The 13,462-nt window shown below is 43.9% G+C and carries 16 protein-coding genes; 9 read left to right on the plus strand and 7 right to left on the minus strand.

Translation table 11 applies throughout. The features are described from left to right. The first annotated feature begins 86 nt into the window (after nucleotides 1-86). The 3 genes from AOT82_RS07215 (at nucleotide 87) to AOT82_RS07225 (ending at nucleotide 2,266) form a co-directional block, all read left to right on the plus strand. The gene (locus tag AOT82_RS07215; protein WP_071002412.1) at nucleotides 87-977 is read left to right on the plus strand and encodes a LysR family transcriptional regulator; all 891 of its coding nucleotides are present in this window, start codon (nucleotides 87-89) and stop codon (nucleotides 975-977) included. Nucleotides 978-1,203: 226 nt separating this feature from the next. Next, nucleotides 1,204-1,656: a PH domain-containing protein gene (locus tag AOT82_RS07220; protein ID WP_071002413.1), complete on the plus strand. Its 453-nt coding sequence runs from the start codon at nucleotides 1,204-1,206 to the stop codon at nucleotides 1,654-1,656. Between the two features lie 88 nt (nucleotides 1,657-1,744). Beyond that, nucleotides 1,745-2,266, plus strand: a complete 522-nt coding sequence (locus AOT82_RS07225; protein ID WP_197496645.1) for a DUF2247 family protein — start codon at nucleotides 1,745-1,747, stop codon at nucleotides 2,264-2,266. Between the two features lie 200 nt (nucleotides 2,267-2,466). Here AOT82_RS07225 and crcB read toward each other — a convergent pair whose 3' ends face one another. The 4 genes from crcB to AOT82_RS07245 all read right to left on the minus strand — a co-directional run bounded on the left by crcB (nucleotide 2,467) and on the right by AOT82_RS07245 (nucleotide 5,100). Continuing rightward, nucleotides 2,467-2,838: a fluoride efflux transporter CrcB gene (gene crcB / locus AOT82_RS07230; protein ID WP_071002415.1), complete on the minus strand. Its 372-nt coding sequence runs from the start codon at nucleotides 2,836-2,838 to the stop codon at nucleotides 2,467-2,469. 44 nt (nucleotides 2,839-2,882) lie between these two features. After that, nucleotides 2,883-3,920, minus strand: coding sequence for a tRNA (adenosine(37)-N6)-threonylcarbamoyltransferase complex transferase subunit TsaD (tsaD, locus tag AOT82_RS07235; RefSeq protein ID WP_071002416.1), 1,038 nt, complete (start codon nucleotides 3,918-3,920; stop codon nucleotides 2,883-2,885). A gap of 221 nt (nucleotides 3,921-4,141) precedes the next feature. After that, entirely contained in the window at nucleotides 4,142-4,645 is a 504-nt protein-coding gene (locus AOT82_RS07240) for a c-type cytochrome (protein ID WP_071002417.1), read from the minus strand. Between the two features lie 89 nt (nucleotides 4,646-4,734). Then, nucleotides 4,735-5,100 carry a hypothetical protein gene (locus AOT82_RS07245; RefSeq protein ID WP_071002418.1) on the minus strand — a complete coding sequence of 122 codons (366 nt, stop codon included), beginning with the start codon at nucleotides 5,098-5,100 and terminating at the stop codon, nucleotides 4,735-4,737. A gap of 369 nt (nucleotides 5,101-5,469) precedes the next feature. Between AOT82_RS07245 and rpsU the strand changes: the two genes are divergently transcribed. Both rpsU and AOT82_RS07255 read left to right on the plus strand, forming a co-directional pair. Further along, complete coding sequence (gene rpsU / locus AOT82_RS07250; protein ID WP_010195908.1) at nucleotides 5,470-5,685, plus strand: 30S ribosomal protein S21; 216 nt, start codon at nucleotides 5,470-5,472, stop codon at nucleotides 5,683-5,685. Between the two features lie 205 nt (nucleotides 5,686-5,890). Then, nucleotides 5,891-6,340, plus strand: a complete 450-nt coding sequence (locus AOT82_RS07255) for a GatB/YqeY domain-containing protein (RefSeq protein ID WP_058025631.1) — start codon at nucleotides 5,891-5,893, stop codon at nucleotides 6,338-6,340. Nucleotides 6,341-6,444: 104 nt separating this feature from the next. Here AOT82_RS07255 and AOT82_RS07260 read toward each other — a convergent pair whose 3' ends face one another. Beyond that, on the minus strand, nucleotides 6,445-7,983 hold the full coding sequence (locus AOT82_RS07260) for a M48 family metalloprotease (RefSeq protein WP_227517119.1): 1,539 nt from the start codon (nucleotides 7,981-7,983) through the stop codon (nucleotides 6,445-6,447). A gap of 476 nt (nucleotides 7,984-8,459) precedes the next feature. Here AOT82_RS07260 and AOT82_RS07265 point away from each other — a divergent pair, with 476 nt between their 5' ends. The 4 genes from AOT82_RS07265 to thiS all read left to right on the plus strand — a co-directional run bounded on the left by AOT82_RS07265 (nucleotide 8,460) and on the right by thiS (nucleotide 10,780). Next, nucleotides 8,460-8,927 (plus strand): sulfurtransferase TusA family protein, encoded by a 468-nt coding sequence (locus tag AOT82_RS07265; protein WP_071002420.1) that lies wholly within the window; start codon nucleotides 8,460-8,462, stop codon nucleotides 8,925-8,927. Between the two features lie 241 nt (nucleotides 8,928-9,168). Beyond that, nucleotides 9,169-10,032 (plus strand): RNA polymerase sigma factor RpoH, encoded by an 864-nt coding sequence (gene rpoH, locus AOT82_RS07270; protein ID WP_197496783.1) that lies wholly within the window; start codon nucleotides 9,169-9,171, stop codon nucleotides 10,030-10,032. Nucleotides 10,033-10,056: 24 nt separating this feature from the next. Further along, complete coding sequence (locus AOT82_RS07275) at nucleotides 10,057-10,431, plus strand: DUF423 domain-containing protein (RefSeq protein WP_071002422.1); 375 nt, start codon at nucleotides 10,057-10,059, stop codon at nucleotides 10,429-10,431. Nucleotides 10,432-10,579: 148 nt separating this feature from the next. Beyond that, the gene (thiS, locus tag AOT82_RS07280; RefSeq protein ID WP_058025626.1) at nucleotides 10,580-10,780 is read left to right on the plus strand and encodes a sulfur carrier protein ThiS; all 201 of its coding nucleotides are present in this window, start codon (nucleotides 10,580-10,582) and stop codon (nucleotides 10,778-10,780) included. A 227-nt stretch (nucleotides 10,781-11,007) separates the two neighbouring features. On the opposite strand, the gene hpf is transcribed toward thiS, so the two are convergent. Both hpf and rpoN read right to left on the minus strand, forming a co-directional pair. After that, nucleotides 11,008-11,388, minus strand: coding sequence for a ribosome hibernation-promoting factor, HPF/YfiA family (gene hpf, locus AOT82_RS07285; RefSeq protein ID WP_071002423.1), 381 nt, complete (start codon nucleotides 11,386-11,388; stop codon nucleotides 11,008-11,010). Nucleotides 11,389-11,747: 359 nt separating this feature from the next. Further along, the gene (gene rpoN / locus AOT82_RS07290; RefSeq protein WP_071002424.1) at nucleotides 11,748-13,394 is read right to left on the minus strand and encodes an RNA polymerase factor sigma-54; all 1,647 of its coding nucleotides are present in this window, start codon (nucleotides 13,392-13,394) and stop codon (nucleotides 11,748-11,750) included. Nucleotides 13,395-13,462 lie beyond the last annotated feature (68 nt).

The following is a 13,462-nucleotide window of genomic DNA, read 5'->3' on the forward strand; positions in this document are numbered from 1 at the left end:
ATCACTCATTGACAACATCTATGAGTGAAAATCAACACAGTATCCACTATAATGAGTTCTTCTCACTTTAGCGGTTAGGTCTTATCATGCTTGAGCTTCGTCATCTTAATACCTTAACTGCGCTACGGGCGCATGGTTCACTTGCGGCAGCGGCCGATGAGCTACATGTCACGGCGTCTGCAGTCTCGCATCAGCTCAAAGAGCTAGAAAACTATTACGACGTCAGCCTCGTCAATCGCCGCACGCGCCCGCTTAGCTTTACACCAGCGGGCAAGGCCGTGCTAGCCTTAGCGGATAATATCATGCCGCAAGTCACGCGTACCAAAAACGATCTAAAGCGCTTGGCACATGGTCAAGCGGGCAGGTTACGACTGGCATCAGAGTGTCACAGCTGCTTTGATTGGCTCATGCCGATACTCAATCACTATCGCCGTGAATGGTCGGATGTCGAGCTTGATTTTGCCACGGGCTTTGAGCCTGAGCCGCATCATCTCTTGATGGAAGGCGATATCGATTTGCTTATTACCACCAGTGATTTACCGCTCGACGGTATTAGCTATCAGCCATTGTTTGAGTATGAGAGTCGCTTGGTGCTGTCACCAACGCATGATTTAGCGACGCAAGAATTTATTGAACCTAATGATTTGGTTAACGAGACATTGATTGCCTATCCGGTAGAAGCCAAACGCCTCGATATCATTGCCAACTTTATGACGCCAGCACAAGTGAGCTTTGAGAGTGTTCGTACCACAGAACTGACCGCGATGCTGATTCAGTTGGTCGCCAGTGAACGTGGCGTAGCGGCATTGCCTGATTGGGTGGTGGCTGAATATGAGAAAAAAGGCTGGGTGGTCTCCCGTCCATTGGGGGACGGCGTGTATTGTCAGCTTTATGCCGCAACGCGCACGGCGAGCCAAGATATGGCTTATATGCAGGGGTTTGCGAGTTTACTTGATGGAATTGTGAAGCCGTTGTAGTTTCATTACTAATTACTTTTTTATAGTGATGAAATATTATTCACCTTTTCATATCGTAATGAATGTTATGGTAAATAATGGTTCCCTAGCGAGGACTTAAATATTTGGCTGTGGGCTACTGGTATCAATGTTTTATCTCGCTGAAACAGTCACAATGTACTTCATGGTGTACATGAACTGAGCTTTTCGAATATAAAATTAACTAAGGGCTTTCTGCTAATAAATTATGATAAATACTGTATTTGCATCAAAGATCGATCTCTGGTTAGCTTTTTTAATATTAGGTTTTAGCTTATTACTCATTTTGGTGCCTGTAGGAGAATGGATATACAACAATAGTTCAATTAAAAGAACAATATTTATTAGTCTTTTTACTATGCCAGGTGCAATATTACTCTTATTAATATTTTTCAGCGTAAAGTACAGTTTGTCAGATGACGAACTGTTAGTGAATTATGGTTTTTCTACTCGAAGCATTTCATTGAAAGATATTACCCAAATCACTCCTACCAACAGTACGTTATCTGCTCCAGCACTGTCCTTAGATAGGATTGAGATAATATATAAAGGGGGTAGCATAGTGATATCACCAAAAGACAAAGATGGGTTTTATCATGCAATACAAGAACGTGTTCCTACATTAAAGAATGATGGTAATGATGGATTAATAAAGAATTAATAAAGAATTAGCCTATAGTTCGGTGCGCTATACAGGCATCGCACTGGCAGCCGTAACCAGTATCATTCAAGATATAGAGAAACTAAACGTGAAAAATATTAGTATTCCATTTTCTTTTTTAAAAGAAAACGATATTGTCTTATCTGAGAAGGAAGTCGATTTTGCTATCAGTCGCAAGATAATAGATTTACAAGACTTAGGAAAGATAGTTGACGTTTCCCTAATTAACTACCCTGACAGTAAATACTTACTTGAAATTGCTCTTGATATTTTATTGAACGGCAGCTATCTGAACCCTCATGTTCAATATTTAGAGATAGATGACAGTGGTGTAAGTAGAGAGAATGGCACCATAACTATAGATGATGAACGTGTAAATGATAGATTGCGATATATTATCTTACTTTGGTTATTTAAGAACAGACTTAACAGTGATGCTGACTTTAATAAGGTAAACAGCGTTTATGATGATTTTGGCTATCCTTCTGATATGGTAGGGTTTATCAGTTATATGCCTACTAAAGAAAGTGGCGATAAAGGAAGGAGCAACCTAATATATAATCACTGGCAGAGCTATCTAGAGACGTATAGCTATCTGTTAAAAACCTGACACTGTCATATTGACACAAACTATGCCGTCAAAACTAGAGATATAACCTAGTTACCTAGTCATCTTGTAATGTTGCGGTATACCCCAGCGGAACCAGTCATTATGCCCTCTAGACTCATTAACAGACCATTTAAAACAGACTGTATTTCGATAACCACTTAAATCAGACCACTCATTAAGCAGGTGATATCGATACAAGCTCAAAGTACGCACTTAAAGAAATAAAAGCCAAGCGCGGTTGCTAATAATGTCAGTCCAACATGCAAACCAACGAGCGCTAAGCCTGCTAGCAGCCGCCCATCATGAATAAAACCAAATACTTCTGCACTAAACGTACTAAAGGTAGTTAACCCGCCCAAAAATCCGGTAATCACAAACACGCGCACATGATCAGATAAGTTGCTACCCATACGCTCGAACCACACCAGCGCAAGGCCAATCAGCAGGCCGCCCAAGACATTTGCGCCAAGCGTGCCAAGTGGTATCCAATGATGCAGTGGATTAAAGCGCGCTAAATAGCCACGTAAACATGCGCCTAATGCTGCTCCTAAGCCGATTGCTAGCCACTGCATAGACTGTCCTTAGTTCAAATAGGTTTGGTGGACAAAAGGCTCAATTATACGGCTGGCAACTCTGTCATTGGCCAGCGCGGAATACAGCTAACCGCCAGATCATCAGATTGCCCAGCTTGCAGGCGCTCAAATCCGGCATAAGCAATCATCGCACCATTGTCCGTACACAGCGCGGGCGGTGCATAGTGGACCGTTGCATTGATCTTAGCCAGCTCTGCCTCTAGCATCTCGCGCAGATGTATGTTGGCACTGACGCCGCCTGCAATGACCAGACGGCTCATACCTGCTTGCTTGAGTGCTTTGACGCATTTTTTTACTAGCGTATCGACCACTGCATATTGGAAGCTCGCGGCGATATCCGCGCGAATGTGCGGATCACTATCAGAGCCAGCAGTGTCTTTAATCAGGTTATGTACCGCTGTTTTCATACCACTAAACGAAAAGTCCAAACCTCGATGTAGCATCGGTCTTGGCAGTGCGTAAGCATCAGGGTTGCCAGCTTCTGCCAGTTTGGCAACATTAGGCCCACCGGGATAAGGTAAGCCTAGCATCTTAGCCACTTTATCAAAGCACTCACCCGCCGCGTCATCGATCGACTCACCCAAGATTTCATACTGTCCCACACCATGAGCGGCTATAAGTAACGTGTGACCACCAGAGACCAACAGCGAAACAAAAGGAAAAGCGGGCGGATTGGCACCCATAAGCGGCGCGAGCAAATGCCCTTCCATATGATGAATACCAATGGCAGGAATATCCAAACCATACGCCAGACTGCGGCCAAATAATGCGCCGGTCATCAACGCACCGATCAGCCCTGGCCCTTTAGTATAGGCAATCGCATCGATGTCGTTTTTACTCATATCACACTGCTCAAGCAGCTCGTTGAGTAAGGGCACGAGCTTACGAATATGATCACGACTGGCAAGCTCAGGTACAACGCCGCCATAGAGCGCATGTAGCTCAATCTGTGAGTACAGTACTTGCCCGACCAACCCTTGATTGTCATTATTGATCTGCTCGCTATCAAAGATCGCCAGCCCAGTTTCATCACAAGACGTCTCTAAACCCAATACCTTCATACTTTTGCCTTTATGCTTTTGTTTTCGGACTATTTTTTGCCGCGTTTTTATTGTATATCGCTTTAAAATTTTGAATAGCGAATCAAATCCGCTTCGCACAGCCAGTCATGTTGTTAAAATCGATAGTAATAGAAAACGCGCATAAAAAAACCGCCATTGTCAGTCACAATGACGGTCAGTTTAACAAATTTCAATGACTGGTATACTCTATATATACTATATCAGCTTACTGACGCGAGCATATAATCAACAGCGGCTTTGACTTGTGCCTCACTGACACCATTTACCGCTTGTGCTGGCATTTTATTAAAGCCCTTAGCGGAGTGCATGTATAGAGTCTCTTTATCTTTGGTCAGACGAGTCGCCCAAGCGGCTGTGTCACCATATTTCGGTGCATTCAATAAACCCGCTGTATGGCAGACTTTACAGTTTGACTCGTAAAGTTTAGCACCAGCATCTGCAGCGAGCACTTCAGGCTCAGCGACAACAGCAGTCTTTTCTTCAACCACCATGTCGGTAGTCTCAGATTCAGCCATAGGCTCAGGCACCGTAGTTTCAGATTCTGTTGCAACTGTTTCTTCAACACTCGTAGCAGCAGGTTCGTTGGCTGCGCTGGACGCTTCCGTAGTCGCGTTATCACTACTACAAGCGCTCAATACTAATAACGCACTTAGACTGATAACAGATAAACTCAGTCTTTTTATATGCTGCTGTATATCGATCATGACCTTACCTTTATTTGATGCGTCTGTGGCCAAATTTTTTGTAGCAGTTCATAGACTCACAATATTATATTACGAGTCTAATTAAAAGCTTATTCAGCAGGTGTTGCCATATCGGCGCTGTCAGTGGCAGCAGGCGCAGCCGCGGTATCAGCACTCTCTGTGGCTGGGGTTGTCGCGTCTGCCATGCTTGTATCCGCCGTACCTGCTTCAGCAGTGGCATCAGCTTCTGTCCCATCTGCAGCTGTTGCATCCGCCGCTGGCATCGGTGCCGCCTCTGGAAACTCCATGTCTTCTGCTTCAGGGGCGTTTGCGCGTGCCAGCTCAGCCGCTTCATCTACCATATCGATCGCCAATACTTCTTCGTGCTCTTCGCCGCCGCTACAAGCACTCACGCCCGCACCCAAAGCTACGATAAAAGCTGTGCTCAACGCTGTGTTTAATACTGTTTTTTTCATTCCAACATCCTCAATAAAATACGCACAAAACGGTTCATAGACCCTACAATATGGGAAATATCATAGCATAAACTCCCACTAAACCGTTATAGACCGTAGGGATTTTTTATTAACACTAAACTTTGTGCTCTAACTCACCTAAAACCTGACAGCTCAGCCTCGATACATTTTAAACAAAGTATAAATAGACAATAAACTGTTAAAATCATTGACTTTGTTGATATTTTTTATTAAAATACCTGCCCTTGCGCCAATGCGTGAGAATTGTCCTAGTTTGAGCTGATGCCTGTAATCTTGAGATATTACGGCTAAATACTAATACACAGCCAAACTAATGCCCTTATATCTCATCCTAATCGAGGAGTCTTCATGCCTGCAGTTAAGGTTAAAGAAAACGAACCAGTTGATATCGCTATCCGTCGTTTCAAGCGCGCTTGTGAAAAAGCTGGTGTATTATCAGACGTACGTAAGCGTGAGTTTTATGAAAAACCAACGCAAGTACGTAAGCGCAAAAAAGCTGCTGCCGTAAAGCGTTATAAGAAGAAGTTACAACGCGAAACTATTCGTACTACTCGTATGTACTAATCAATAATCTGATTAGTTAAGTACAAGTGCTACACTAACGCCACTGTTATCCATCGATATCAGTGGCGTTTTTTATGCTACAATTTTCGTTGTTACTGCTGACGCAATTTTTTATCAAAGCCCGCTCTCAGCAGGTTTTACCCAAAAAAACTTATTAAACAGTACCCAACAAATAGCATTTAACAAACGAATAAGGATAATAGCAGTGAGCCAACTTAAACAGACGTTATCAGACAACATCAAAACTTCTATGAAAGCTCGTGAGCTTGAGCGTGTCAAAATACTGCGCAACGTACAATCAGTCGTCAAACAGATCGAGATCGATCGTCAGACAGAGCTTGATGACGCGCAAGTATTAGAAGTGCTACAAAAGCAGCTCAAACAACGTCAAGAGTCGCTCACTATTTTTACAGAAAATGGTCGTGATGATTTGGCGGCCAAAGAGCAGTTTGAGATTGATATTATCAATGAGTTTATGCCACAGCAAATGAATCAAGATGAAATCATGGCATTGGTCAACGCGGAAATCGCAGAGCAAGGTGCCACTTCTATGCGTGATATGGGCAGCGTGATGGGTGTACTGAAAAACAAGACCGCTGGTCGTGCTGATCCTGCGTTGATCTCTAAAATGGTTAAAGATGCGCTACAAGGCTAATTTTTCGTTTTGGGTAGCAAGCCGGCATATGAGCTGCTATTACTGAAAATGATGTTGTCGAGCGCACCTGTTGTTGTACAAAAAACTGACTATTTACAAACCGCCTAAGGCTCAAAGTCTTTGGCGGTTTTTATTGCTTTGATTTCTGCATTGATATTGGCTAGCAATGGGCGCGCACTATTGCTTTGTGCTGTGGCTTGCAGGTTTTCAGTCAATTGCTTGGCCTGCGTCAGTGATGTCAACGCACTCTCATAGCGCCCATTCCAAAGTTGATCATAACTGCGATAACGCAATGCGTTGATCGTTGCAATATTAGCCAGTTGTGGTGACGTTGCGGTTTTAGCGAGCTTTTCATTAGCAAGCTGCAGACTTTGCCATGCATAGTGATCGCTTGGTTGTTGCTCTGTGAGTGGTTTTAGCAGTACTTGTGCCCTTAATGGCTGATTGCTATTGGTCAGTGCTTCCGCCAAATACAGACGCAAGTCACGGCGCTCAGGATACAGACGCTGCTGACTCTCTAAAATATCTGCAGCTTGTTGCCATTTGCCTTGTTCGCTTAAAAGCTGACTATAAGTAATCGATAGTAAAGGTTCTAGGCTTTGACGCTGCGTATTTGGGAGTTTATTAATCTGTGCCAATACCTCATTAGCCTCTTCGATGCGCTGCTGTTCTCCGTACCAACTCACTAAGGCAAGTTTGGCACCCAGACTATTTTTAGCAGCGGTTGTGAGCGTCACTTCAGAAGCATGTTTGCCAGTAGCTTGTACACGCCAATAGAGCAAATCAAACAAGGCTTGATGGCGCTGCTGCTGGCTCAATGACAGTGTGGGATACTGCCCAGCACGGCTCTGCGACTCACTCAGTCGCTCATCACTGAGCGGGTGTGAGCGCACAAAGCTTGGTAAAAAGCGATTTTCAACCTGATTGAGCTGGCTTTGTTGATTCATCGTGGCAAAAAACCGTGGCATTGCCCGAGGGTCATAGCCTGCCTGAGTCATGATTTGCATCCCTACTCGGTCGGCCTCGCGCTCATTGTTACGGCTAAAAGCCATGCTGCTATTCATAGAAGCTGTCTGGCTACCCGCCATTACAGCCGCCGCCGCATCACCATCGACTGCTGATGCGGCAATCGCAGCCAACATACCGCCTACTTGCATCAGTAAGGCTTTTTTGCGCTCGTCTGCGCTGTGCTCATAGTGACGTTGACTGATGTGCGCGACTTCATGGGCGATGACACTTGCCAGCTCATCCATACTTTTGGCGGCCAATATCGTCCCTGTATTGATCCCGATGACTCCACCAGGTGCCGCAAAAGCATTGATGCTGGGATTATCAAGAATAACTAAGCCAAGTGGTGCTTGCTGACGGGCTTGCGCATTCAATCGCCATGTCATGTCTTTTACCGTTTCTTGCACCCAAGGGTCGTGCTCCATTTTGACCCGACCATTGATGTTCTGTAATGACCACTCACCCAGCATTTTATTTTGATACTGCTCAGCAAAGCTCAGTCCTTGCCCGCGCAAATTGGGTAGCTCTAACGATTGTGACTCTACTGTTTGCCATGAATGATTGGCAAATGGCATAGCTTGGCTATCATCACCATCCTTGCTATGAGCACTTGTAGCAATTACCAGAAATGTCACTGACAGTCCGATTTTGATACTATTTGAAAAAGATAAAACCACAGAGTTGCGGCTATCTGTTTGCCCAAATAGTTTAGATAGCGAGCTTTCCGACAGCTTATTCATCGAATGGCTGGTGGCTTTAATAAGTCGTGGCGGTCTATTAGCGTGGTACAAATTCGTATCCTATCAGATTGTTGACGACGTCTTTTCGACTATACGAGCTTGTTTGTATAAGGTCAATTCTACTATGTGCTTAGCTACCAATCACTCAGCCACCCGTCACGATTGTGCAACATGACTGTGTGATTCTAATGAACCGAACATGGCGTTGATTATATTCAAATGCAATTATACATCGGCTATTTGGTATAATGGTTAAACACAATAATAGTAAGCTCATGGTTGCCGTAAATAGATTGACGATATTCAAAAATAATTGTTAGAGCCTTTTTTGATAAAGAAACCGAAATACTGATACTTGTAAGGTTTGTATTATGTCCGCTGATAGCCAATTACCCATCAAACGTGCATCACACTCTATTTACTTATCAGCGAGCTTATCCGATCCAGAACAGCAAGAGATCAATCATCTGTTAGACTTGTTGCCAGTAGAGAATGGTGGCCCAGATGTTGGCACTGAGACGAAAATAGATGAAGAGCAACCTTTACTAAATATCAAGCGTTTCGTCGACGGTCGCGGGCTTGCATGCCCAATGCCACTGCTGAAAACCAAGGTTGCGTTACGCGATGTAGCCGCTGGTGACTCATTATATGTGGTCGCGACGGATCCCAACTCACAAGCTGATATCACAGCGTTTTGTCGTCAGAGTCAGCAAACACAAACGGGCGACTACTTAGCGTTAATCGTCAACGAAGTTACTGATTTGTCAGGCAATAGCACATCATTGCAGCGTTTCGCTACAATATATCACTTCATCATTACCAAAACTGATAGCAACTAAACGCTGCTGTCCTTTACAATTACAACTATAGAGATTTTTATCTGACTATTTGCTTAACTATTTAACCAAGGTCAAGAATATGGCTACTACTACTTCTGATGCTGCGAATGCGAATAAAAAAGACAGCACAGCTCCTATAAAAAACGATGCGCGCGATGCGGCACTAAAAGCCGCAGCTCAGCGCCCACCTTATGATGCCAGTACATTAGGCAATACCAGTACGCGCGATTTGGTGCCAGCAATGCCAACCCATTTGGCAGCGCCGGGGGTTAATCTGGGCGCCTACATCAATACTGTGCATCAAATTCCGATCTTAACGCCTGTACAAGAGCAAGAATTGGCCCATCGCTATTATGATGAGGGCGATGTTGAGGCAGCGCGTCTGCTGGTGATGTCGCATCTGCGCTTTGTCATTCATATTGCACGTAGCTACTCAGGTTATGGTTTGCCTCAAGCCGACTTAATTCAAGAAGGCAATTTGGGATTAATGAAGGCGGTCAAACGGTTTGATCCGAATAAAGGCGTGCGCTTAGTGTCTTTTGCCGTACATTGGATCAAAGCTGAAATTCACGAATTTGTCATCCGTAACTGGCGTATCGTAAAAGTCGCGACCACCAAAGCACATCGCAAGTTATTCTTTAATTTACGTAGTTTAAAGAAAACCAATAATCAGCTCACGCTAGAAGAAGCAGACGCGATTGCCAAAGATTTGAATGTCACGCGCAAGCAAGTGCTCGAGATGGAGTCGCGTCTGACCTCTTATGACGCCTCATTTGAAGCGCAATCCAGCGACGATGATGACGGTCGCTATGCACCGCAGCTGTTTTTGGAAGATGGCATTGACCCAGCTCAGCAGCTAGAAGAAGAAGACTGGGAAGAAAATAACTCGTCTGCCCTCATCGCGGCTATGGGAACATTGGACGATCGCTCACGTGATATCGTCGAGCAGCGCTGGCTCTCTGAGCAAAAATCCACTTTGCACGAGCTGGCCGCGGTTTATTCTATATCCGCTGAACGTGTCCGTCAGATCGAAAAAAACGCGATGGACAAAATCCGCGATGCCATGACCATTGATAGCGTGATTTTACCTGATGATATTCAATAGCATCAAAAAAAGACGAGTGTTGTCATGTTAAATTGGATCGGTATTGCCGCGATTAATATGGCCATCGCTGTCGCTTTGGGTGCATTTGGTGCGCATGGTTTGAAGGGCGTCGTAAATGTGCAACAACTTGAATGGTGGCATACTGCGACGCTGTATTTGTTCATACATGCGCTGGGTCTATTAGTTGTGGGCTTACTGATACGCTTAAAATATACCACTCAAGCTACGGCTTGGTTATTGCAAACCGGTATTATTATATTTGCCGGTAGTCTATATGCCATGACGCTTGGAGCACCGCGCTGGTTTGGCGCGATTACGCCCATTGGCGGGGTTCTTATGATTGCAGGTTGGTTATGGCTTGCTATCTCTGCATTTCGACTTGAGAACTCAATGGATTAATCCATTCTACTCATACCTGCCGAAGATTGATTGATATTATGAGTATAGATACAAATAGTCGCCTATAAGATTCAAAGCACCTATATTGCGACTAATACTTATAGGACCGTTACTACAAGGAATCTCAAATTATTAAGGAGGATTTTATATGAGCACCATTAGTGTTAATGGTAAAAACTTACAAACCACTCATCAGACAGTGCAATTAGTCATCAATGAACTTGGACTCAGTCAAGGACGCTATGCCGTTGAAGTAGATGGTGAGCTAACACCAAAGAGTGAGCTGGCTCAATTGCGTATTGTAGAAGGTATGAATATAGAAGTCGTACAGGCTGTGGGCGGAGGCTAATTTTTATATTTCAGTCTGTCATTAGTTTTTATTAATTATGAACTCTTAACCGCATCATTAGAGACGTACTAAAAAAGACCTCAACGTGTCAAACGTTCGAGGTCTTTTTTCTTTTATAGATCACCAATGAATGAAATAGCTGTTTGTCAAATTTCTTATTTTTTAGCTCGTTCAGACGCTCTTGATGATCTGATTGCCCACTTAATCAACGTTATTCAAACCTATGATTAAGCTGCTGGCACTGCTTCAGCAGGCGTGGTGTCTTGATAGCGCTCATCACGCCCAGCACCCTGAGTCTTTTTGCGCTCTTGACGGGTCTTGTACTTACGTACTTGTCTATCAAGTTTGTCTGCCATCTCATTAATGGCTTTATACATATCATCTTCTAAGGCTTGGACAAACATTTCTTGACCTGAGACGCGCATAATTGCTTCAGCTTTATGACTTTTTTTACCGCCATCACTTGCGCCACTATTGTCTAACGATAATATCACTTTAATACTCTGTATCTGATCAAAGTGTCGCTCTACTTTTTCAAGCTTTTCACGAACTGCTGTGTCCATAGCTTCGGTAACACTGATATGGTGACCACTGATAGAAACATTCATATTATTGTCCTTGTATTTGTAACTTACATTCAACAGATGAAGTCGCATTCCTGCTCTTATCATCCTGCCTTACCAATAATCTATCTAATGCCTCTAGTAAGATTTCGACGTATCCTTTTATCGTCTCCTTTATTCATTACAAGTAAATACTATAGATTGGCACTTAGATTTCGTTGTTGGTATGACTCTAATTTGTCATGAAAGAGGGATAGTAGCAAGACGTTAAATTGTAATTAAGTGTAACAATAGCTGTTGTTTCCATCATGTTTCTATATAATCAAAAAATTTTATTTTTTATATCTTGCCACAGAAATATCAATGATTACTCAAAATTGTTGCAGATGGCTGTATTTAAACGATTAATACTTCTGTTTGCGCTGAGTAGATGAGCCAATATTCATGGCTTCACGATATTTGGCAACAGTTCTTCTGGCAATATCGATACCGTCTGCCAATAATTCTTTTTGAATACGGCTATCCGATAGCGGTTTTTTGGGATCTTCATCAGCGATGAGCTTTTTAATCATGGCACTGATGGCCGTTGATGAGATATCGCCATCCGAACTGCTGACGTGAGAAGAAAAAAAGTGCTTTAGTGAAAATAGTCCTTGCGGTGTCAAAATCGTCTTACTGGTCGTGAGACGTGAAACGGTGGACTCGTGTAGATTTACTTCTTCTGCGATTGCCTTTAGAATAAGTGGTTGCATGGCCGTTGCACCGTGCTGCAAAAACTCCTGCTGATAACGCACAATACTGGTTGCTACTTTTAATAGGTTTTGATTGCGCTCCTCAATACTGCGGATAAAGAGGCGCGCATCGGTGAGGTTTTCACGCAGATATTGGTTGTCCGGACTGTCATCACCGCGTTTGACTAAATTGGCATATTCTTGGTTTACTCGCAGCTTCGGCAAGGTGTCAGGATTGAGGCGTACATGCCAACCGTCTTCTAATGCCTCAGTATTGGCAGTGGCTTTACGACTCCTAATGGGTGTGACTAATACATCTGGAATGTCGTAACTGTCGGGCTGCTGGGTATAATCAGGCTGGTTGATCTGAAAGAGTAATCCGGGTGAAGGGTTTAAGGTGCGCAGTAAGTTAAGCGCAGGGGTGATGTTCTCAGGGGCAAGGCCTGTCCGTTCAGTCAGCGCTTTGATATTGTTACTCACCAAAAGCTCGCCGGCTGTTAGCAACGCTTTTGCTTCTTTGAGATATGCAGTATTGGCATCTAGCTTGGATAACTGAATCGCTAGGCACTCACTCAAATGACGTGCGCCAACGCCAATCGGATCGCAAGATTGGATCATACGCAATACGGCCATGACCTCGTCGTACTCAACGCGTTCATCCCACTGATAAAAGTTGGCCATGGTATCAAAGCTCTGTAGCAGCTCATCGATATCAATTCGTATGAATCCCATGTCGTCCATAGAGTCCATCAAATACTCTGCAATCAATGTGTCCGTCTCTGATAGGCGCTTAAAGTTGAGCTGCCAACGTACGTGATCTTTGATAGTCGACGAAGTACCGCCCTGATAACTATCAAAATCCTCATCGCCTCTATTATTGCCTGCGCCTGTTGATGTCGAAGCGTAATTCTCTTTATCAAAGCTGCTAGCATCGAAGCTATCAGTGTCAAAACTGCTATCACTATCCATCGCTCCATCATCAATACGAGATTGCTGCAGTTTCTCCCAGCTGTCAGTGCTATCGTCACCATAGTCTGTATGGTTATCAGATCCTGCGCTAGATGCGTCACTGCTGCTTTGGTTCCAGCTATCAAGTGTTAATGACTCGCTTAGCTCATCTGCTCTATCGTCACGGTTATTCTCGTACTCGTCATCATCCTCTTCGATACGTTCAAGCAGCGGATTACTATCCAGTTTGGCTTGAACCTCTTGTGCAAGCTCAAGACTAGAGAGCTGCAGCAATTTAATGGCTTGCTGCATTTGCGGTGTCAGTTTTTGTGAGGTACTTAGCGTGCTCGCCAATCCGAACGACATACTCATGGGCGGCTTATTACACTCCAGTCTTGGTCATATTGTATTTATTTTGCCAATTAAGGCGATGATGTCAC

Origin of the sequence: Psychrobacter sp. AntiMn-1, from assembly GCF_001854065.1 — a bacterium.
In the GTDB taxonomy this organism is placed as follows: domain Bacteria; phylum Pseudomonadota; class Gammaproteobacteria; order Pseudomonadales; family Moraxellaceae; genus Psychrobacter; species Psychrobacter pacificensis.